Source organism: Candidatus Hydrogenedentota bacterium, from assembly GCA_016791475.1.
Lineage (GTDB): Bacteria > Hydrogenedentota > Hydrogenedentia > Hydrogenedentales > JAEUWI01 > JAEUWI01.
In genome coordinates this window covers 13,855-34,792 of sequence record JAEUWI010000001.1, presented here as the reverse complement: position 1 = coordinate 34,792, position 20,938 = coordinate 13,855, and the positions used below count along the sequence as shown (strand labels likewise).

At 61.2% G+C, this 20,938-nt stretch carries 16 protein-coding genes; 2 read left to right on the top strand and 14 right to left on the bottom strand.

From position 1 onward, the window contains the following. Positions 1-36 precede the first annotated feature (36 nt). Positions 37-3,579, bottom strand: coding sequence for a PKD domain-containing protein (locus JNK74_00140; protein MBL7644572.1), 3,543 nt, complete (start codon positions 3,577-3,579; stop codon positions 37-39). A 104-nt stretch (positions 3,580-3,683) separates the two neighbouring features. Here JNK74_00140 and JNK74_00135 point away from each other — a divergent pair, with 104 nt between their 5' ends. Continuing rightward, entirely contained in the window at positions 3,684-3,854 is a 171-nt protein-coding gene (locus tag JNK74_00135) for a hypothetical protein (GenBank protein ID MBL7644571.1), read from the top strand. Between the two features lies 1 nt (position 3,855). Here the strand turns inward: JNK74_00135 and JNK74_00130 are convergent, their stop codons facing one another. The 7 genes from JNK74_00130 to JNK74_00100 all read right to left on the bottom strand — a co-directional run bounded on the left by JNK74_00130 (position 3,856) and on the right by JNK74_00100 (position 12,761). Beyond that, a complete protein-coding gene (locus JNK74_00130) occupies positions 3,856-4,692 on the bottom strand; it encodes a PIG-L family deacetylase (protein ID MBL7644570.1) in 837 nt (278 codons plus the stop codon). Positions 4,693-4,814: 122 nt separating this feature from the next. Further along, positions 4,815-8,153 (bottom strand): SpoIIE family protein phosphatase, encoded by a 3,339-nt coding sequence (locus JNK74_00125; GenBank protein ID MBL7644569.1) that lies wholly within the window; start codon positions 8,151-8,153, stop codon positions 4,815-4,817. Between the two features lie 157 nt (positions 8,154-8,310). After that, on the bottom strand, positions 8,311-9,141 hold the full coding sequence (locus tag JNK74_00120) for a PEP-CTERM sorting domain-containing protein (protein MBL7644568.1): 831 nt from the start codon (positions 9,139-9,141) through the stop codon (positions 8,311-8,313). A 535-nt stretch (positions 9,142-9,676) separates the two neighbouring features. Continuing rightward, complete coding sequence (locus JNK74_00115; protein ID MBL7644567.1) at positions 9,677-10,642, bottom strand: sugar phosphate isomerase/epimerase; 966 nt, start codon at positions 10,640-10,642, stop codon at positions 9,677-9,679. 221 nt (positions 10,643-10,863) lie between these two features. Continuing rightward, complete coding sequence (locus JNK74_00110; GenBank protein ID MBL7644566.1) at positions 10,864-11,118, bottom strand: hypothetical protein; 255 nt, start codon at positions 11,116-11,118, stop codon at positions 10,864-10,866. Positions 11,119-11,239: 121 nt separating this feature from the next. Then, positions 11,240-11,509: a hypothetical protein gene (locus JNK74_00105; protein ID MBL7644565.1), complete on the bottom strand. Its 270-nt coding sequence runs from the start codon at positions 11,507-11,509 to the stop codon at positions 11,240-11,242. Between the two features lie 79 nt (positions 11,510-11,588). Next, entirely contained in the window at positions 11,589-12,761 is a 1,173-nt protein-coding gene (locus tag JNK74_00100) for a Gfo/Idh/MocA family oxidoreductase (GenBank protein ID MBL7644564.1), read from the bottom strand. Positions 12,762-13,131: 370 nt separating this feature from the next. Between JNK74_00100 and JNK74_00095 the strand changes: the two genes are divergently transcribed. Beyond that, positions 13,132-13,488 (top strand): MGMT family protein, encoded by a 357-nt coding sequence (locus JNK74_00095; GenBank protein ID MBL7644563.1) that lies wholly within the window; start codon positions 13,132-13,134, stop codon positions 13,486-13,488. Between the two features lie 137 nt (positions 13,489-13,625). On the opposite strand, the gene JNK74_00090 is transcribed toward JNK74_00095, so the two are convergent. From JNK74_00090 to JNK74_00065, 6 genes are all read right to left on the bottom strand, one after another. After that, the gene (locus JNK74_00090; protein MBL7644562.1) at positions 13,626-15,020 is read right to left on the bottom strand and encodes a TonB-dependent receptor; all 1,395 of its coding nucleotides are present in this window, start codon (positions 15,018-15,020) and stop codon (positions 13,626-13,628) included. Positions 15,021-15,217: 197 nt separating this feature from the next. Further along, positions 15,218-16,240 carry a Holliday junction branch migration DNA helicase RuvB gene (ruvB, locus tag JNK74_00085; protein ID MBL7644561.1) on the bottom strand — a complete coding sequence of 341 codons (1,023 nt, stop codon included), beginning with the start codon at positions 16,238-16,240 and terminating at the stop codon, positions 15,218-15,220. Positions 16,241-16,246: 6 nt separating this feature from the next. Then, entirely contained in the window at positions 16,247-16,852 is a 606-nt protein-coding gene (gene ruvA / locus JNK74_00080; GenBank protein ID MBL7644560.1) for a Holliday junction branch migration protein RuvA, read from the bottom strand. Positions 16,853-16,966: 114 nt separating this feature from the next. Further along, positions 16,967-17,443, bottom strand: coding sequence for a crossover junction endodeoxyribonuclease RuvC (gene ruvC, locus JNK74_00075; protein MBL7644559.1), 477 nt, complete (start codon positions 17,441-17,443; stop codon positions 16,967-16,969). A 39-nt stretch (positions 17,444-17,482) separates the two neighbouring features. Further along, on the bottom strand, positions 17,483-18,472 hold the full coding sequence (locus JNK74_00070) for a pentapeptide repeat-containing protein (GenBank protein MBL7644558.1): 990 nt from the start codon (positions 18,470-18,472) through the stop codon (positions 17,483-17,485). A gap of 321 nt (positions 18,473-18,793) precedes the next feature. Next, positions 18,794-20,914 carry a UvrD-helicase domain-containing protein gene (locus tag JNK74_00065; protein MBL7644557.1) on the bottom strand — a complete coding sequence of 707 codons (2,121 nt, stop codon included), beginning with the start codon at positions 20,912-20,914 and terminating at the stop codon, positions 18,794-18,796. Positions 20,915-20,938: the final 24 nt, after the last annotated feature.

The following is a 20,938-nucleotide window of genomic DNA, read 5'->3' as shown; positions in this document are numbered from 1 at the left end:
ACCGTTGACGGCATCGAGGGAGCGATACTTCCACCTCTATTCCCCTATTCGTTCCCGCCCGAACTCCCAACGGTGGTCGTCCCCATCGCGTAAGAGCCAGGTCACTTCGCTACCCGCTTCGCAAGCCGAAATCGCGACGACATCGCTCGGCACGTTCAACAGCGTCTCCGCCATGCCGCCAGGTGCTACCCGGACAATTCGGCCTCGATCCCGGTCCCCAACGGCACAGACGGCCCCTCCCATCGGCTGCGCCCCGGAAATCGCCAGCGGCGGGCCCGATTCGAAGGCGCCAACAATTGTCCACGCAGCCTGGCCCGTCGCGAGACGCGAAACCACGCTGGTCGCGCTGTCACGGTCGACCATGGCGAGGACTTCATCCGCATCGATCGCGATCTGCGCCCGATCACCTTCGCCCAGGGCAAGCTTAGCCGGGTTACTCGCCAGGAGTCGGCCTCGTTCATCCAATTCCACCAGTTGAAGGTCGAATCCCCCTCGTTCATCCGCACGACGCACGCCACACACCACGGCGCCATCACCGCGCGTGGACAGCGCCATAGCGGAAGTAGCGGACGCATCATCAAGACGAAACTCCCACAGGAGTTCGCCCAGCGCATCGAAACGCCCGATCCAGGCGGTCTTGCCCATTTCCCCCGCGACATAAACCGTCCCGTCTCCCGGGGCGTGCACCCCGTGAAGCGTCATGCGGGCCTCAGGCTCCAACGCTACGCCCCATCGCTGCCCGCCCTCCGGGTTCATGCGCAAGACGATGGGTGACTCCGCCGAACCTATCGCCCAAACGTCGCCGCTGGCGTCGGTCGCGATGGCCGTAAGCACGGCGTCCCCGAGCACTTCCTCTGGAACCATCGACTTCGCCACCGGCGCGCCAAAGAGATTCTCTTTGATCAGCACATTCTCCGCGATGACCGTGCGCACCGTGAGCGAAACATCTTGCGGAACCGTGTCGAACAAGGTTCCGGGATAGGTGACCGTAGGGTTCGCCTCCGCGGCGGCCTCTTCGGTGGCGATGGCGGATTCTCCAAAATCCCACTCCTGATTCAAGATCGGCGCGTCGCCGGGGAGGGCCATGCTCACATAAGAAACCGTCACCGGGTCGGCGGGATTGCCCCCCCGGATCACGGTGTGGCTAAAGGCCGCGGTCGGACCGCGCTGGGCCGTGATATAGTCCGCGATGGTCTTCGAAAACTCGCCGCCATTCGTGATTAGTGTAAGCGTGACCGTGTACTTGCCCGGCGTTTCGTAGATATGAACGGGGTCCTTTTCCTCGCTGGTGGCGCCATCCCCCAGCTCCCACAGCCGACCCTCCACGGCAAAGGCGCCCACCTGCGTCAGGTCCAGCAATGACGCCTCGAAGGGCGCGGGGCCCGTGGGCTGTACCACGCCGATGACCACCTCGGGACTTACCAGAATCAGAGCCTCCTTGACCGTGGCGCTTTCACCCTGGCTCGTGGTGACCGTGAGTCCGACATCGAAGAGACCCGGGGTATAGTCATGTTGTGGATTCTGCTCGTCGCTTGTCTTGCCATCGCCAAAATCCCATTTCCAGGACGCGATCTCAAGTGTACCCGGGTCGGTCTTGTCCGTAAAGGCCACGGAAAGCGCGCCGGTTCCGGCTACCTTGTCCGCGGAGAAGTCCACCCTGGGACCAACGCGAATGAAGCCCGCCTTCTCGATACGCTCGTCTCCTATCGCGGTGGTGATCGTCAAGGCCACGTCATAGGTGCCGATCGCCTCATAGGTGTGGGTCGGATTTCGCGCCGCGCTGCTCGCCCCGTCGCCGAAGTCCCAGTGCCATCCGAGAACATTCAAATTGCCCGCGTTGCTGGTGTCTTCAAAGGCCGCCGTAAGAGACCCCTGGCCCGTGGGGGAATCCACGGCGAAATCTACCACCGGCTTCACCTCCACCAGACCCGCTTTCTGTTCCGTATCGACACCCGCCGCCGTGGCGGTCTGAAGGGCGACCGTGTAACGACCCGGCACGGTGTAGGCGTGGCTGGGATTCTGCTCGGTGCTTGAAGCGCCGTCGCCGAAGCTCCAGCTCCAGCCGGAAACCGTAATAGCGCCCTGCACGGTCTCATCCTTGAACACCACGTTGAGGGGCGGAGCACCGCTCACGGGTGCGGCCGAGAAGGCCGCGTCTGGACTCACGGTAATCATGCCGGGTCGAACCGAGACGCTCTCCCCCAGCTCCGTTGTGATCGCCAGGGTCACGTCATAGACGCCCGGAGCCTCATAGGTGTGCGTGGGGCTGGGCTCCGCACTGCTCTTGCCGTCGCCAAAGCTCCAGGCATAGGCACTCGCAGGGTACTTCCCCAGGTCCGATTGATCGGTGAATTGCACCGAAAGTGAACCCGTGCCGGTGGCCGGGTTGGCGCTGAAGGCCGCCGCGGGTGTTACGGTGACGTATTCGGGCTTGAGCAGGGTGTCTGTCCCCGCGGGCGTGGTCACGCGCAGGGAAACATCGTATTTTCCCGGGGCCGTATAGACGCGCGTGGGATTGGTCTGGGTGCTCAGCAGTCCGCCGTCGCCGAAGTCCCACTGGCGGCGCGTAATCGCCTGGGTGCCCGGTGTCGATTCGTCCGTAAAGAGAACCGACAGGGGCGCCGGACCGGCGAGGGGTGTTCCAGAAAACGCGGCGTCCGGTCCCTGCTCCACCGTGATGTACTGGGCCTTCGTCACCTTGTCCGTGCCTGCCGTGGTCTCCAGGGTTAACGACACGGAATACACGCCGGAAGCAGTGTAGGTGTGAGAGGGATTTTGCTCTGCGGACAGACCACCATCGCCGAACTCCCACGCGCGGGACAGGACTGTGGCCGTCCCGGTCGCGGAGGCGTCTGTGAATTTTACAGTCAGTGGAGCCACCCCCGGGCTGAAGTCGGAGGTGAAGTCGGCCACGGGCGCACCGGCCACGTTGACGAACTGAACCTTGGTCTCTTTGTCCGTCCCGGCCGTGGTGGTCACCGTCAGCGAGACGGTATAAAGCCCCGGCGCGGTGTAGACGTGATTCGGGTTCTGCTCCGTGCCGATAGGGCTCCGATCACCAAAGTTCCATTCCCAGGCCGTGATGGGCGCGGAGCCCGGCGAGGATGTGTCGGCAAAAGAAACCGTCAGGGGAGCCCCCCGGGAAAGAGGGAACGCGGTAAAGTCCGCATCGGGCTTCTCCACGACCTTGATGTAATCCCGCCGGAGCGCCGTGTGGGTACCCACGCTGCTGGTCACCGTGAGAGACACCGTATAGTTTCCCGGCGCCGTGTAGATATGGCTGGGGTTCCGGAGCATGGAGGTGGACCCGTCGCCAAAATCCCACTGCCACTCCGTGATATTCGTCGAGCCCGCCTCGGAGGCATCCGTGAAGAGCACGGTCAACGGCGCTTCTCCGGCGGTGGGCGCTCCCTCGAAGGCGCTTTCGGGTGCATCCAGAAACTGGTTGAGGAGCGGGCACCCGCCCAACCACAGGACGGAAGCCATCAAACCCATATATTGTAATGACTTACGCATCTTGAGTTCCGGACGGATTCCTGATCTAGACACCCTGAATGGCCGGCGCGGCAGTTGCCTCATCCCGGCTCGAAGGGTTTGGGGTTCTGAACTATCATGCGAATAGTGACATTTGAGCGATACTGCGGTAATATCTTACAGACACTTCCCTATTCAGGAGTACCGTCATGACTCCGATTTACCAGCGGATCAAAGATTCCTTCTTCACGGAGCGCGATCTCATCCCCGCCGCCGAAGAAGACGAGATTTTACTGTCTTATGTAATTCCGCGCGTAATCGCCGGCGCGGGCCACCAGTGGCTCTGGCTCAGCGGCAAGTGTTACTTCGGTCGGACCTGATTCAGCTTCGCTGCCGATAGCGTTTCATTGCCCGAAGCGGATCCTGTTTTAGATCCCGCTCATAGGCCACGGAAGTGAGCACCTTGTCGCCCAGGGCTTCCGTGAGGGGATCGGCGCTTTCGTCACAAAATCCCAGGTGTGAATGGCGACGCCAGCCCTCGGCATAGGCGAAGACCGTGCTCCAGCGTCCCACTTCTTCCGACATGCTCTCCATCGTGTCCAGGTATGAATCCACGCCCTGGGTTTTGTCCAGCCACTCTTTCTGGCTGCGATGGCAGGCGAGCGCGGCGCGCTTCTCTTTCAGCACCGAGGTGATGTCGACGAACTGCCCGGGACGAACCACCCGCCGCATGCCGTCGCGGAGGCCATAGGGCAGGGCATGATAGAGCGTGACGGGCTGGGACGTGGGATTGCGGGGCGGCGCGGTCAGGAAATTGGGCATGCCACGCACAAAAGCCGCCGTCACCGCGAGGCGGCTCGACGTCATGTGGTCTTCCATGTAATCTTCCGGTGATGGCAGCAGCATGATGGTCGGTCGCGCAACGCGCACCACGGCGCACATCTTCTGGATCAGCTCCTTGGTGTAGAAGACCTCCAGATCATCCGCGATGGGGTCGTGCAGCTTGGCCCCCACCACCCGGGCCGCCTCCCGAGCTTCACTCAGCCGCCGCGTGGCGATGGTCTGGCGGTTCTCGTCCATCGAACCGCAACAGCCCGAAGCCAGGTTGATCATGTGGAGTTTGTATCCGGCCTGCCCCAGCAGCAGTAGTGTTCCGGTCATCATGAATTCAATATCGTCGGGGTGGGCGGCAACCGCCAGGGCTACGGGTTCAGACATGAGTGGTTCCTACATGGGGGCGAAAACCCGGACGCGCCGACGCGTGGAAGAGATCGCCCGTACTTCCAGAGGCACTACTGTATAGGGCCACTCCACCTATTTCAAGCCATCACGCGACCCCGTCACCCTTCCGGACCGGTCTGCGGCGGGGGCACGCGCCAGGCCGGAGAAAACAATTTCAACAAGCTGATACACTGGCTGCCGGATCCCGTCGTCTCATAGGCAATCTGGTCGAAACACCGGTTCATAATATAGAGGCCGTAGCCGCCCTCCCGCCGCTGTCTGGGATCGGGCAGGGGCGTGCTCCGCGGCCGGAAGGGGGTTCCGCCATGGACGATGTCAATGCTCAGGCGATTGCGGGAGCTGCGGAGCTCTATGTCGATGCGCTTCTCCGCGCCCCCGCCGAAAGAATGCTTGATGATATTCGAGAGCGCCTCCACAAAGGCCAGCACCACCCGGCTGAAGTCTTCCTCTCCACCCAGCAGCGCGGCGTGAGCCGCCAGATGTTCTTGAATAAAGGTCCGGGCGACGACCAGTTGCTCTGGCACCGCTTGAATGGCTAGGCGCACCTTCACCGTTCGGGCGTCCGCAAGAGGATCCTGAATCCGCACGGTCACGCAGGTTTGATCGTCTCCGGGCGCGTCCACGCCGGAGAACTGGCCCACCAGCTCCACCACTTTGTGGGTGAGATCGGCGGGATCGAGCGACGCGTGAATCCGTATGATCTCCTGCAGGCGATCCACGCCAAACATGGCCCCTTCCAGATTCCGGGTTTCGGTCAAGCCATCGGAGTAGAAAATGAACAGGTCGCCGGGCATTAGATCCGTCTCGTGCTCTACATAGTCTTCCCCTTCGAGAAAGCCGATGGGCACGTTGCTCCCTTCCAGCAGCAGGCACGCGTTGGTTCCGGGGCGGTACCGAATCGTCTTGGTGTGGCCGCAATCCACATACGTCACCCGGCCGGCATCGAGATCGAAGCGCGCGTAACACAGGGTGAGAAAACAATCCAAATCGATCAACTGGCGTGTGATGTCCCGGTGCACCGCCTCCACCAGATCCGCCGGCGAGGGGTGGCGGTCGCCCTGCGCGCTGGCCAACTGAGTGGCCAGTGCGCGCAGGAAGCGGCTCTTCGCCCCGGCGCTCACCAGCGCCGCGAAAATGCCCTTCCCCATCACATCGCCCACGAGCACGTCGAAGCATCGGGGATTCAACGGGATGAACTCGGCAAAGTCGCCATCCAGATGCTGATTCGGCACGGTAATGGCCGCGATTTCCACGCCATCGAGATGGGCCGGTGGACGGCCGCGCAGGAGTGTTTCCTCAATGCGCGTCTCGATTTCCCGCTCATAGGCCCGTGCTTCGGCGATCGCCTGCTCCGCCGCTTTGCGCGCGCTGATGTCCTCCACAATGGACCAGATGTATTCCTTGCCGTCGGCCCCCTCCACGAGGCAGCCGTTCAGGAGCACGGGGATCAGCCCGCCGCTCTTGCTGATGTAGAGCTTCTCGTAGGGACCGTAACGGCCCGTGGCGCGCATCGACTGGAGCTGGGCCTCTTCCTGGGCGGCAAAGCGCGCGGGGGTAATGTCCAGATAACGGAGCTCGCGGATCTCCTCCTCCGTGTAACCCACGATCTTCAGGTACGCGCGGTTCGCCTGGACAAAGGCGCCGTCCATCGCGCAGAGCGCCAGGCCCAGGGGCGACTCTTCGTACATGAGCCGGAAAAGCTCCTGGGACAGGCGCAGCGCCTCTTCGGTTTCCTTGCGCAGCGTAATGTCGAGGTGCGTGCCCGTGGCGCGCAGCGCCCAACCGTTTGAATCCCGCGACACGACTTTGCCCTTGCTCAGGATCCAGTGCCACTGGCCGCTGCGGCTGCGCATGCGCGCTTCCACCTCGTAGAATGGGGTCTCACCTTTCAAGTGCGCCAGCATGATCGTGCGCAACCGGGGCTTGTCGTCGGGATGGATGAGGTTCTGCCACGCGCGCGTGGTGGGCTCCAGATCGTTCAACGTGTAGCCGAGCATGGCGGCCCACTGTTGGTTGAATACCACCTGGTCGGATCCGATATCCCAGTCCCACAACCCCAGATCGCCCCCTTCGAGCGCCAGATCGAGGCGCTCGTTGGTCGCCAGGAGCGCCGCTTCGATGCGTCGCTGGTGGATCGCCGCGCCCAGCGTTCCCGCCGCCGTCCTGAGTGCGTCGATCTCCGAGCGGGGCCAGGCCCGTGACGTCTCGCAATCCTCAAAGGCGAGAAAGCCCCACCACGCCTCCTGCACGAATACCGGCAGGACGAGAATGCTCAGAACGCCACGGCGGTGCATCGCCGGCCTCTCCTCCGAGGGGAGGTCGCGGTCGAGACCCTGGACCGGCTCGCCGCGGGAGAGGAGCCGCTCCCAGCGGCCGAGACCTTCGGCGCCGAATGCCGCGCCCTCCCAGGACGCCCCGTGCCGCGACGACGGGAGCGTTGGCGACATCCAAAGGTAGCGCTCGCGGATAAGCGCGCCGCCGGCCGCTTCTTGCTCGATCTCGCAGATGCTGGCCCGGCTTACGCCCAATGCGTTTCCCAGTGTCATCAGCAGCTCGGCCACACCGATGGCGTCCCGGCCGCCATTGAGAAAGTGCTCCGCGGTATAGGCCAGCGAGCGCAGGATCGCGTCCCGGCGCCGCAGTTCCTTCTCGATGCGCTTGCGCACTTCGATTTCGTGCCGCGCGTCCGAAAGATCCAGCTCGGTTCGGGCGCTCTGATGCAGCAGCGCCATGACATGGCGGGGTGTGATCTCATAGTGGTGGCGGCGCGACTCCCAGATCACGTACAGCGTGACTATCGGAGCGACACACACGGTTAGAACGGCGCGGCTGATCAGATTGCCCGTCAGAATTCCGTTGAAATCGGGATCCCCCCAGAATGCGCCAACCGAAAAGAGGAAGGCATCCAGCCAGTACGCCGTAAGAAGGCAGGTCGCGATACGAAACAGGTACGGCAGCCGGCTCCAGCGACGCCCAAGGAACTCCCACACCATGGACATACAGAGAAAGTCGATGACCATGGCCGCCGTCGATGCCACATAGACCCGCGCCGGGCTGAGTACAATCCGCTCCGCCTCCTCAGGTCTTATCTCCATGAGCTGAAACTGGAAGATATTCGCGACCGCCGGCGAGAGAATGGAGACCGACACCACGGTGTAAATGCCGATCTGCGCCGCCTTAACCCCGTCAAAGAGATAGAGCAGAAATACGCCGAACAGGATGGACGTAAAAAATACCACCGAACCAAGAATTAGGGTCAGCGGTCCCACTTCGTACTCGATGCCCGCATCCGTGGTCCAGCGGAGGGTCGCCGCGAGTACGCCGAGGAGCCCATAGTACGGCAACAGGGTGAAGCGGTCTCGCGTGGCGTGAACCAGAAAAACCAACCCGTAGACCGTAAGCGCCTCTATCAGAAGCAGAGCCAGTCCCGGGGACATGGGTTCTCCTTTCTTCCGCGTTGCGTGCCTCGCCACATGGGACTAGCATACGGCGCGGGAACATGAAAGTACAACGGCCCAAAAAAAAGAATCCGGGCCCGTGTGGGAGACACGGGCCCGGAGATAATTTCAAGTGAGTGGGGCAAGCCCTTGCGGCCTACTTCGCTCCCAGACGCTTGCGCACCGCGAGGAGGCCGGCGCCCATGCCGAAGAGGACCATCGTGGCCGGTTCGGGTACGGGATTCTGGGGCGTCGGGGGAACCGTCGAAAGGGGGTTGGTGTCGTAGACGTTGACGTAGTCGTTACCGCACGCCATCGTCCAGTGGAGGCCGATGCCGCCGAGGGCGATCAACTGTTCCAGGTTGCCGTCCAGATTCAGGCCGACTTCCAGGAAATTGTGGGCCGAGCCGGGTCCTACACCGGTGTCCCAGTCCACCTGGGCATTCGTGTAGAAGGTCGCGCCGGGCTGGGTGTCACGAACGCGGTAGGGGCTGCCCGCGGAATGGGCCGGGATCACAACACCGCTGGTGGACCAGCCGTTGTTCGACCAGACGTCGGAGAAACGCGAGTTGGACTCGGTGCCCGTCGCGATGGCCAGGTCGTAGGTCGTGGGACCACCGGTGTAGCCGAGATCGATGAACATATCACCGGCGCGGTAGGTGGTGTTGGACGGCTCGTAACCCGTTACCATGCCGATGTACAACGTGCCACCCGTGTAGGCGTTCGCATCCAGATCCTGGTAGTAGTAGAAGATTTGCTCGATGTCGTAGTTCTGACCGCCGGAAGCGTCGTTTTCGGGATCGTCCTGGAAGCGGATGGCCGAGCTCAGCAGGGAGCCGGACGCCGAGCTCTGGCTCCAGTTTTCCGCCGAAGTCCCGGCATAGCTGAACCAATCATTCCACTGTCCGTCAACGGTTATCGCCGACGCACTGCCCGCAGCCATCAGGGTCAGCATACCGACATTCAAGTACCGCATCATTCGTTTCATTGCGCTTTAGTCCCACATTGCCCGCGAGGGCATTCTACCGAGGTTCTCGCCCGCTCCGAAACCGTTCCGCAGGGGCTGTCCTCAATAGAGCATGGGGCGTGCCAAATTTTCGTCACCCCGTCGTGTCACGTGAAATTTCTCGCACCAATTTGGCAATTGTGGCGCGTGGTGCCGAAAAACTGCCGTTTTTCGCGCATTTGCGCCCCCGGGTTGATGCCCCCGAAGGTTAGCGATTGACAAAATACCGTCGGCCAACACCTCGATTTTATGGATTCTGGAACGGTAAAAACCGAATATGATGCAAAAATGACCAACTCAAACGGCAAAAGTAATCACATATGACAACTTATTGATGGCATCAATTATTGTGCTCCCACGGGCCGCTAAGAACCCACGGCAATGTGGAAAATACCCCAATTTCCTGTTGTCGCTGGAAACCTCGGCTCCCGCTGTGGCTCCGGGCCCCCGCACTCAAAAGACGACGGGAGCGCTGGCATATCAGCGCTCCCGAAGATTGCGTCGAATTTTCCCCGCATCAGGCCCAGGTCATGGCGCCCTTCTTCTGGAAGATAATGCACTGCTTCAGGAATTCCACCGCCTTGGTGAGACCTTCCTGGCTGGACATGTAGCTGTCTTCGTGCTCAATGCTGATGGGGCCGTCGTAGCCCACCAGACGGAGGGTGGAGAAGAAGTCCTTCCACCATTCGAGGCTGTGGCCGTAGCCGCAGGTACGGAAGACCCACGAGCGGTTGGCCTCGTCGCCGTAGTGCTTGCAGTCGAGGACGCCGTTGATGGAGCCGTTGCGCGCGTCGACCTTGGAGTCCTTGGCGTGTACGTGGAAGATGGCCTCACCGCCGATGGCCTTGACGGCCTCGATGGGTTCGATGCCCTGCCAGAAGAAGTGGCTCGGGTCAAAGTTGGCGCCGAGGTTCTTGCCGCAGGCCTTGCGGAGTTTCAGCAGGGTCTCGGGGTTGTAGACCACGAAGCCGGGGTGCGCTTCGAAGGCCACGCGGACGCCGTTTTCCTTGGCGAAGGCGGCCTGCTTGGTCCAGTAGGGGATCACGACCTCGTTCCACTGGTAGTCGAGGATTTCGAGGTAGTCCGGCGGCCAGGCGCAGGTGACCCAGTTGGGCTTGGTAGCCTTCGGGTCGGAACCGGGACAACCGGAGAAGTCGTTGATGGTCTTCACGCCGAGCAGGCCCGCCAGCTTGATCGTGTCCGTCTGTACTTTCGCATGTTTCTTGGCGAAGTCCTTGTCGGGGTGAAGGCAGTTGCCGTGGCAGCTCAGGGCGCTGATTTCGAGTCCTTCGCCCTTGATCAGGGCCAGCAGCTCGTCGCGCTTCGGCTTGGAGCCCAGCAGTTCCTGCAGGGGGGCGTGGGGATCGCCGGGGTAGTTGCCGGTGCCCAGTTCCACGGTGTTCAAGCCCAGAGGCCGGATGATCTCCAGGACTTCTTTGAGGGGCTTGTCGCCAAACATGGCGGTCAATAAGCCTAGTTTCATGTTGTCTCTCCTTCGTTAGTTGTTTCGCGCCTTCGGGGAAGACGATGTTAATAAAAGGGTATTTCGCGTGTTTTCAGGGACAGCAGTGACGGCAGGGACAACAGGTAAACCAAATTCCTGCTGTCGCTGTAGTCCCTGATGTCTCTGAGACATCGCAAAGCTACCGTTTTCGATGGGAGCGCGTTTCGCTTAGTACGGCACCGCGCACCTTCCATTCAATTTTACAGGGGCAAGTCGCGCTGACCGGCCGACTTCTTCATCGACACGAGCACGGCAGCGATCTTTTCAAGATGGGCGGTGCGCTGGCGGTTCAGCACCAGATTTTCCTCCGCGATGGCCGCGAGGCGCTTGATGCCCATAACATAACGGATAAAGTAAATGAGCGCGATGATGGGTAGCACATACATGACCAGTGCAAATCCCCAGGCCACCAGCAACGGCCACCAACTCGCCAACACATAACCGGTTGATTCCATAGTGCAACTCCCTCGTTGTGATAGTTCCCCTGCTCGATGAAAACATCTTAACTATTCCTGCCGCCCGGGGCCACCCGTCCCTACAATCGGCTGTATGGGGGAGCAACGGGGGTAAACGTATTCAATTCTTGATCGAGCGAAGCTCGAGATTCTCTCTGATGGCCTTCAGCAATGCGATTGTCTCGTCGCCCTGTTCAATGAGCCGCGCCTGTTGAGCCAACTTTTCTTCGTCCAGCGCCTGTTGTTTGTTCACGCCTTCGATTACCTGATCAAGAGCCGCGAACGATTGCTGAATACTGTCTCGGCTGTTTTTGATGCTTCGGAACGGGTTCCCAATAATCATCAGGAGGACGATACCGAATATTATCATCACGCTCAGGTATTCAATCATGTATGCCTCCCTTATTGCATAACGTCTCGCGTCGGGGCGCCACCCGATGGATGGCGCCCCACGCGGTATCGTCTCGCTATTACTTAACTGCCACCCACTTCTTGCTGGCGGAGGCTTTCTCCACCGCGTCGAGGACCTTCTGGCACTGAACGCCGTCGGCGAAGGTCGGGTAGGTGACCTTTTTCTTGTCGAGCTGGCTGAGGAAATCGTAGACCTCGTGTACGAAGAGGTGTTCGTAGCCGATGTTGTGGGCGCTTGGCCACCAGGCGCTGGCGTAGGGGTGGGCCGAATCGGTGGCGTGCACCGTGCGGAAGCCCTGGAGGTGCGCCGGGTCGTCCATGTTGTAGTACTGGAACTTGTGCATGTCTTCCTGATTCCAGACGATGCTGCCCTTGCTGCCATAGATCTCAATCCCGTGGAAATTGCGGCGGCCGGGCGCGAAGCGGGTGGCTTCAAAGGTGCCGAGGGTGTTGCAGCCCTCGAAACGCGCCAGCACGATGGCGGCGTCGTCCACGTCCACCTTGCCCATCTTCTTTTTTCCGGCGGCGGAGCGCTGCTTGTTGGCGATGGTCACCTGGCCCTCTTCCATGGGGCGCTCGGTGATGAAGGTCTGCATGGCGGAGGTCACCTCGGAGATATTGCCGACGAGGTTCTGGGCCATGTCGATGATGTGGGCGCCGATGTCGCCCAGGGTGCCGGAGCCGGCGGTGGCCTTCTGAAGGCGCCAGTTCAGGGGAAATTCAGGGTCCACGATCCAGTCCTGAAGGTAGCAGGCGCGGATGTGGAAAATGTGGCCCAGCTCGCCGCCCTTGATCATGTTCTTGATCGTGGCGATGGCGGGATTGAAGCGGTAGGTGAAGCCGCACATGTTCTTGACGCCCGCCTTCTCCACCGCGGCCAGCATGGCCTTGGCTTCGGCCAGGGTATTGGCCAGGGGCTTCTCGCAGATGATGTGCTTGCCGGCCTTGGCCGCGGCGATGGCCATGGGCGCGTGCAGGTAGCCGGGCGACGCGATATCGATTACATCGATGTCATCCCGCTTGACGACGGCTTCCCAATCGGTACTGGCTTCTTCCCAGCCGAACTTCTCGGCGGCTTCCTGGGTGCCCTTGGGATCGGAACCACAAATGACCTTCATTACCGGGTCGGCCGGGAGATCAAAAAAGCGTCCCACTTGGCGGAACGCGTTGCTGTGGGCTTTACCCATGAATTTCGTGCCGATAAGGGCCACGTTGACTTTTTTCTTCGCCATGCTTGTTTCTCCTTCCAGTGAAAAGTGCAGCGACACACAGGGCGGTATTATAGAACGGAGGTGGTGAAAAGCCAAGATTTTTGGTGGGTCAGTCTGGAGCGTATTGGGTCTTATGGGTCTTACGGGGTGTATGGGGCGAAAGCAACGGCCCCCCGCAGCCCGCAGCCCGCAGCCCGCAGCCCGCAGCCCGCAGCCCGCAGCCCGCAGCCCGCAGCCCGCAGCCTACAGCCTACAGCCTACAGCCTACAGCCTACAGCCTACAGCCTACAGCCTACAGCCTACAGCCTACAGCCTACAGCCTACAGCCTACAGCCTACAGCCTACAGCCTACAGCCTGATTTCCCCCTCCCCGATCCGCTATGCTTCCCCAATGCCAAACTTCTACGATGCTGTATACACCCTGGTCCGCGATATTCCGCCCGGTCGAGTGATGACGTATGGCCAGATTGCCACGATCCTGGGTGCGCCTCGGGCGGCCCGGGCGGTGGGCTATGCCCTGCGCGCGCTGGGCCCCGGCACGGATGTGCCCTGGCAGCGGGTCATCAACAGCAAGGGTGGCGTGAGCGCACGAGGCGATGTGGAGCGCCCCACGCTGCAATATGAATTGCTGGAGGAGGAGGGCGTGCGTTTTGGCGTGGATGACACGTGCGATCTAGAGCAGTACCGCTGGGAGCCGGCGCGGCCCGAAGACTACCACTTTACGCCGGGCGAGGACATGCCGTTCTGAAGGGACGGACACGCGCCCATCACGTATTCGATCGCCCGCCACGTTGATGCTTTAAGAGATCCGCACGCCGAAGCAGGGGCAGAGAATGCGCGGGCCTGTGCCTCCGGATGGGTACCCGGGCGGCGGTACGTCCCCCATCACTCCGAGTCAAACTGGAAGAGCCGCTTCCGCACGATGGTCTCGTAGACGACCTCGGGCACGGTTTCTTTCCAATCGGCCCGGCCCTGCCGGATGGCCTTGAGGATATCGCGCGACTTGATGTGGAGCACTTCCTCGTTCGCGCCCTTAAGCGGCACGATACAGCCGTTTTCCACGAGATGGCGGAGCAGCAGGCGTACTTTATTGTCCACACGGAGGTTTTCGAGGGTAATCAATTCATCGTCGTCCCCGATCATGGGGTAGACATAGAGCCGGATGTTCCCCGAGAAGAGCTTGCCAAAGGCTTCGAGGATGCCCCCTTCGAGGTCGGTGTAGTATTTCTCATTAAAGATATCGCGAATATTGGGCACGCCGAGGACGATGCCAATCTTCCGCTTGGTGAACTCGTTGAGATAGCTGCGGAGCCGGAAAAAGCGCAAATAATTTGAAATGAGCACGGTAAAGCCCTGTGCCCCGAGCATGTCCACGCGGGCGAGGAAATCCTGGGTATCGATCTCGCCTTCATTCATGAGATTGGCCATGGTCAACTCGGCCAGCAGCACCGTGCGCCCCTCCTCGATTTCGTCTTCCCCCAGAAACTGCTCTTTACCGCAGCGGGCCATGTCCATGTTTACATGAGTGATGGGCCGGAAGCTGCCACGAAATACGAGACAGTTCTTCTTATACAGGGCATCGGAAGGCTGGAGCACTTCACCATCGGGGGAAAACATGACGGCATTGGTCATACCCACCTTGACCAGATGCAGGGCCATGAGACGGTTGTCGATATCGTCGAAGTAAGGCCCCTGGAAATGGACGGTATTGATCTCGATGCGCCCCGGCTCCAGATTGTCCACGAGGGATTCCAGGAGCAACTTCGGATTGCGGAAATGGTAGTAGGCACCGTAAAGCAGGTTCACGCCCAGCACCCCGAGCGCGTATTGCTGCTGGCGGTTGGCCTTGTCGAGCAGGCGCACGTGAAGAATGATATCGCTGGGCGGCGCCTGGGGATAGAGCTGGAGCCGAATGCCGATCCAGCCGTGGCATTGGCCCTGGGTTTTGTAGCCCGCCGCTTTGACCGTATCGGCGATGGCGAAGAAACAACGATTCCTGGAGGAACCGTCCTGAATGCGCTCGCCGAGGAGCTTGAACTCTTTGTCCAGCATTTTTTCGAGGCGGCTTCGGCTCACGTAGCGGCCGTGCTGCTCTTCACCGTAGATCGCGTCGCTGAATTGCATGTCATAGGCCGACATGGTCTTGGCCAGGGTGCCCGCCGCGCCGCCCGCCTGGAAGAAGAACCGCGCTATCTCCTGGCCCGCGCCGATCTCCGCAATCGTCCCGTACTTGTCGGGATCGAGGTTGATCTTCAGCGCTTTCTGCAGGGTGCTGTTGATCCCGTCGGCGAGATCGGCCCCCTTCTCCGGAGTCAATTTGGGCGCCCCGTGAGAAAGCTGATTCAGGATGGAAATATCTTCGGTGGGCATCGTCGCTCTTCCCATGAAATCAACGCGAATCCGCGCTGTGATTAGTGTGAGTCCCCGACGAACATGCTGCGAGTTGGCTGGAAATCATTATGCGCGATACCCCCCGCCTAAAACAACTCGGGCAGGGCGGATTGGGGCGCATTCAGCCCGAAATGGCGATAGGCGAGCGGTGTCGCCATGCGGCCCTGAGGCGTGCGTTTGAGAAAGCCCAACTGAATAAGGAAGGGCTCGTGGACCTCTTCCAAGGTCTGGCGCTCTTCCCCCACCGCGACCGCGAGGGAGGACAGGCCGACCGGTCCGCCGCTGAACTTTTCGATGGCGGTCATGAGGATGGCGCGATCCATGTCGTCGAGACCCAGATTGTCGATACGGAGGAGGGCCAGGGACGCGTCGGCCATTTCCCGGGTGATCACACCCACGCCCTTGACCTGGGCGTAGTCGCGCACCCGGCGGAGCAGGCGGTTGGCCACGCGGGCCGTGCCCCGGGAGCGCGTGGCGATCTCCAGCGCGCCATCGTCGTCGATGGGCACGTCGAGGATGCGCGCGGCGCGCAGCACGATGTGTTTCAACTCGGCCGGCGAATAAAACTCAAAGCGGCAGGTGTCGCCAAAGCGCGCGCGCAGGGGCGGCGTGAGCAGGCCCGATCGGGTGGTGGCGCCGATCAGCGTGAAAGGCTTGAGGCCGATCTTCATGGAGCGCGCCGTGGGCCCTTTCCCCAGCATGATATCGACTTCGAAATCTTCCATCGCGGAATACAACGTCTCTTCCACCGCGTGGTTGAGGCGATGGATTTCGTCGATGAATAATACGTCGAAGGCTTCCAAACTCGTAAGAATCGCCGAAAGGTCAGCCTGACGCTCGATCACCGGCCCGGAACTCTGCTTGATGTCCACGCCCATCTCATTGGCCAGGATCCGCGCCAGGGTGGTCTTCCCCAGTCCCGGCGGGCCGCTGAGGAGCATGTGGTCCAAAGGCTCGTTGCGCCCCTTCGCGGCGGCGATGGCGATGGCGAGTTTGTCCTTGATGGGCTCCTGGCCGGGGAAGTCCGCCAGGCGCTGCGGGCGGATCTGTTCTTCGGTCAGGCTTTCGTCGCCCTGGCGGGCGGGATTGATGATGTCGTCGTGGGCCATGCGCGATTATACCTTGGCCATGGACTGCAACGCCGCCCGGACCACTTCTTCGTCCTTCGCGTCGTCGCCCAGCTTCCTGCGCGCGGCGAGGGTGGCCTTGCGGGCTTCCTGGGGCGTGCAGCCGAGGGACAGAAGCGCTTCATAGGCGTCGTCGCCCTCGGGTTCCGTCGAGACCGATTCCGGCTCGCCGATGATGGCGTTGAGATCGGGGTTCTGCTTCAGCTTGGTTTTCATTTCGAGAATGAGGCGTTGCGCCATGGCCTTGCCCACGCCGGGGATCCTGGTGAAGGCCTTTACGTCGTTCTCCAGCACCGCCTGGCCGAAGGCCTGCACCGAGAGGCCCGATAGAACGCTCAGCGCGACCTTGGGCCCCACCTTGTTGATTGAAAGCAGCGTGGTAAAGAGGGATTTCTCTTCCTCCTTGAGAAAACCAAAGATCTGGAAGGCATCCTCGCGAATGTGGCAATAGGTCAACAGGGTCACCTCCTGGTGAATGGCCAACTTCCGGTAGACGCTGTCGGGCACGGCAACTTCATAGCCCGCACCGCCCACATCAAGGGCGATGTGGCCGACGGTCTTGATGGCGACGGCGCCGCGAAGGAATGCGAACATGGGCGATGAACCTCGGTTGATGGATGAACGATCTGCGGATACTATACTGAAAATAAAAGCAGACTTCCAGCGGCGTGGATAATGCGAGCTCAAACGTACCACGCGATCTCAGGGTCAGACCAATCTTCCCGCGTGAAGCTGGCAGATGGCGAGGCCCAGGGCGTCCGCCGCGTCGTCGGGCCTCGGAATCTTGTCAAGGTTCAGCAGGATCTTGATCATCTCCTGCACCTGCTTTTTGTCGGCCTTGCCATAGCCCGTGATGGCGGTCTTGGCCTCCGTGGGACTGAACTCGCCGATGGGCAGGCCCGCCTGCACGGCGGCGAGAGCGAGCACGCCACGGGACTGGGCCACCGCGATACCGTTGGTGACGTTTTGCTTGAAGAAGAGCCGCTCTATGGCGATGGCGTCGGGCCGGTGCAATTCGATCAGCGCGACCGCCGCATCGTGGATCGTCTTCAGCCGCTCGGCGAAGTGCTCCCCCGCCGGGGTCGTGATCGTCCCATGGGTGATGTAGCACAACCGGCTTTTTTTGCTTTCCACCACACCATATCCTGTTGTGGCGGTACCTGGATCGAAACCTAGAACGCGCATGAAATCCCTGGACGGTTGGTGGTTTAAAGTGCGGGCCAATTACTGGTCGGAAGGGGAGGTGTCGGGCGCAGCACTTTCCCCGGCCACCGGCGACGCCTCCGCTGCCGGGGCCGGGTCCACCAGCACCGCGCCATGGGCCAGCGCCCACTGCACAAAAGGTATGGTGGGATCCGTGACGCCGGACAGCCGAAGACCTTCGACCCGGGTTTTGTCGTCGTAAATGACCGTGCGATAAAAACGCTGTGTATCCCAGTCCGGCAGGGCGCCGGGCACGGCCTCCGGCCAGAACTCGATCAGGCCCCCGGAGAGGTCCGCAGCGCTGAAATCCATCTGCTCGCACTGCCACACCCGAAATGTGGCCGCGCGCAGATTGGCGGAGCCAAAGTTTGTCCCGCTCAGACGTCCGCTCAGGGTGTCTCCCTCGAAGTCGCAGTTCAGGAAACGTGCGCCGGGCGCGTTGCCGGCAGCGGGCCAATGCTCCTGAGGCACATTGTCGGGGCGATCACCAAATTGGGCGGCGGAAAGGTCGGCCCCCACGAAACTGGCCCCAGCCATGGTCGCGCCATCAAACCGGGCCCCTGAAAGATCGGCGTTGGTAAAGTCGGCATGCTGCAGGTTGATGCCGCTGAAGTCCACCCCCTGCAACGCCACGCCCCTGAGATCCGCGCCGTAGAAGGTCTTGACCAGACGATACACCCGCCCGACCGTCTCGGGCGATTCGTCGGTCATCTCGGAACTAAGCGCCGTGAAGTTCGCCAGGGGAGCCTCCGCCTTGCTGACGGCGGATACGCCCTCGCGTACCCGCTTCAGCCCATTTTCCACGGCGTCCCGCGTGTTCTTGCCGCTCATCAGCGGATCGCCCGTGACGGTACGGTAGATGACCACACGCCCGTCGTTCCCCAACCCCCCAAAGGGCCACCACCGGCCCAGGCGCCCCGACAGGAGTGGCGCCAACATGACCAGGCAGAGCGCTCCGCACACGGCGGCCGTGATGCATTCCCACTTGTATTTGTCCAGAAGCGATTTCATGATTTCTCTCGTGTCGAGGCGAATACCGGAACTCCCGGGTCAAGCCGAACCAGCCGTACGTATATTCACCGGGGATGAATACGCATGCTATTCTACAGGAAAGGACCGGGCCAGGGCGCAGTTGCTCGACGCGAGGCATTGAGTTTGCCAGACATCGATGTTGAAAATCCCGGCCGAAAGCGACCGGGCGATTCAACCCCGTGGAACGGTCGCGCATGGTGTGGACCGTCTGTGGACCCAGTGTCGCAGGCGGCGGGGTACGACGCAGATAGTTCGGCGTCCAAGACCTCGGGACCGACGTAATCCGTCCCGAGACTGATCCTAAAGATTGGTCCGCTTGGGCACGAACTTCTTCTTTTTCTTCTTCAGCTCCGGCGGATCCACGGTCTCCTGAAACATCTGGCGCGAGGCCTTGAGGTGCTGGTTGTACAATTCCGCCGGAATCTCGGCCAGGAAGCGGCTGGTCTTGCAGATCTTTTCCTTGCCGCCCTTCATTCGCGAGAGACACTCGAACATGGTCACGTGTCGCTTGCCCCGCGTGAGGGCCACGTAGAAGAGGCGACGTTCTTCCTCGATATTGTTTTCCTTGATACTGCGCTCGTGGGGCATGAGGCCATCTTCCAGGCCCATCAGGAATACGAAGGGATACTCGAGCCCTTTGGCGCTGTGAATGGTCATGAGTGTGACGCCGGTTTTCTTGCGCTCGTCCTTGCCGAAGCGGGTCTGATCGGTGTTGAGGTGACTTTCATCGAGAAAGTCGCTGAGGCTTGGATTCTCCGCTTTCTCCTCGTAGTCCCCCACGGCCTTGACCACCACTTCGACGTTGTTCCAGCGATTGGTCACCTGCTGGGGCGACTTGCAGGAGCGCACGAGTTCGCCGTGATAGTCGATCGCGTTGATGAGATCCTCCACGATGGCCCGCAGGGTGCCGTCTTTCTCGCGGAAGCGCTTGCGGAAACGATCAAGCAAGCGCAGGAAGTCGCGGAGGCCCTTCTCGGTCTTCTGCTCTTTGAACTGGCGCACCCGGGCTTCGGGATCCTCCCCGAGAGCCAGTTGCACGGCGCCGCCGTCCACACCCCGCTTCAAGAGCTCCGCGGTGGCCTGGCCCAGAGACATTTTGTGGTCCCGGCAGAGCTCGTGAATCTTGTGCAGCGTCGTATCGCCGATACCGCGCCGGGGCATGTTGACCACGCGCAGGAAGGCGGCCTCGTCGCGGGGATTCGCGATAACCTTGAGGTAGGAAATGATATCGCGCACTTCGGCGCGCTCGAAGAAGTCCTGCCCGCCTACGACCACATAGGGGATACCGGCCTGACGGAGCGTTATTTCCAACGGGCGCGATTGCTGGTTGGAGCGGTAGAGAAAGGCAAAGTCGTTGTAACGCGCGCCCGTGCGATCCTGGATGAACTTCATCCATTTCAGCGCTTCTTCCGCTTCCGCCTCTTCGTCGCTGCACACGATCCAGTCGAGCTTACGCCCCGCGCCGAGATCGGACCACAAGTTCTTGTCGCGCCGCTTGAGATTATTCTTGATGACCGCATTGGCGGCACTCAGGATGGTGGTGGTGGATCGGTAGTTCTGATCGAGGGTGATCACCTTCGCATCGGGAAAGTGCTTGTCGAAGTCCAGGATGATGCTGGAGTCGGCGCCGCGCCAGGCATATATCGACTGGTCATCGTCGCCCACCACGCAGAGGTTCCGGTGCTCGGAGACGAGCTTGCGGATGAGCTCGTACTGGACCTTGTTCGTGTCCTGGTATTCGTCCACCATCACGTACTTGAAGGCTCCTCGACAGATGGCGTGCATGTCGGGGTGCTCGTTCCACAGGCGCAGGGTCAGCAGCATGAGATCATCAAAGTCCACGCTGTTTGCGGCGCGCAACGCGGAGTGGTAGCGCTCGTAAACCTCGGCGAAGTTCTCGGCGTACTTTTCGCCGGTTTCCGATTCCACCGGCATGGGCTTTGTCGGGTCCGGCGCTTCGTTGGCGTTCTTCATCAGGCTGATTTGCGATTGGAAGGTGCCTGTGTCGAAAGTCTCTGAACTGCCCAGATCCTCCACCACGCGGCGCAACAAGGTCCGGGAATCGCTGTCGCCCGCGATGCTGAAATTCTTCCGATAGCCCAGATGGGTGATGTATTTCCTCAGCACCTGGAGGCAGTAGCTGTGAAAGGTGGAGATGAAGATGGCGCTCGCCTCTTTCTTTCCCACCAACTCCGCCACGCGCTCGCGCATTTCGGTGGCCGCCTTGTTGGTAAAGGTCACAGCGAGGATTTGATGGGGCTCGGCGAGTCCGTTGTCGAGGATATGGGCGATGCGCCGCGTGATCACGCGGGTTTTGCCGCTGCCGGCCCCCGCGAGAACCAGCACGGGGCCTTCGGTATGGCGGGCGGCCTCGCGCTGGGCGGGGTTCAAGCCCTGAAGGAATTTTCTGGAGGATCCCACAATCGCGCTTTCGGCCGGTATTGA

Bases quoted from the DNA above. Each gene is read 5' to 3' on its own strand.
- ruvB (MBL7644561.1), bottom strand. From the start codon at position 16,240: ATGGCCCACGACGACATCATCAATCCCGCCCGCCAGGGCGACGAAAGC.
- JNK74_00115 (MBL7644567.1), bottom strand. From the start codon at position 10,642: ATGAAACTAGGCTTATTGACCGCCATGTTTGGCGACAAGCCCCTCAAA.
- JNK74_00110 (MBL7644566.1), bottom strand. From the start codon at position 11,118: ATGGAATCAACCGGTTATGTGTTGGCGAGTTGGTGGCCGTTGCTGGTG.
- JNK74_00135 (MBL7644571.1), top strand. From the start codon at position 3,684: ATGACTCCGATTTACCAGCGGATCAAAGATTCCTTCTTCACGGAGCGC.
- JNK74_00120 (MBL7644568.1), bottom strand. From the start codon at position 9,141: ATGAAACGAATGATGCGGTACTTGAATGTCGGTATGCTGACCCTGATG.
- JNK74_00140 (MBL7644572.1), bottom strand. From the start codon at position 3,579: ATGAGGCAACTGCCGCGCCGGCCATTCAGGGTGTCTAGATCAGGAATC.
- JNK74_00070 (MBL7644558.1), bottom strand. From the start codon at position 18,472: ATGAAATCGCTTCTGGACAAATACAAGTGGGAATGCATCACGGCCGCC.
- JNK74_00130 (MBL7644570.1), bottom strand. From the start codon at position 4,692: ATGTCTGAACCCGTAGCCCTGGCGGTTGCCGCCCACCCCGACGATATT.
- JNK74_00105 (MBL7644565.1), bottom strand. From the start codon at position 11,509: ATGATTGAATACCTGAGCGTGATGATAATATTCGGTATCGTCCTCCTG.
- ruvA (MBL7644560.1), bottom strand. From the start codon at position 16,852: ATGTTCGCATTCCTTCGCGGCGCCGTCGCCATCAAGACCGTCGGCCAC.
- ruvC (MBL7644559.1), bottom strand. From the start codon at position 17,443: ATGCGCGTTCTAGGTTTCGATCCAGGTACCGCCACAACAGGATATGGT.
- JNK74_00100 (MBL7644564.1), bottom strand. From the start codon at position 12,761: ATGGCGAAGAAAAAAGTCAACGTGGCCCTTATCGGCACGAAATTCATG.
- JNK74_00125 (MBL7644569.1), bottom strand. From the start codon at position 8,153: ATGTCCCCGGGACTGGCTCTGCTTCTGATAGAGGCGCTTACGGTCTAC.
- JNK74_00095 (MBL7644563.1), top strand. From the start codon at position 13,132: ATGCCAAACTTCTACGATGCTGTATACACCCTGGTCCGCGATATTCCG.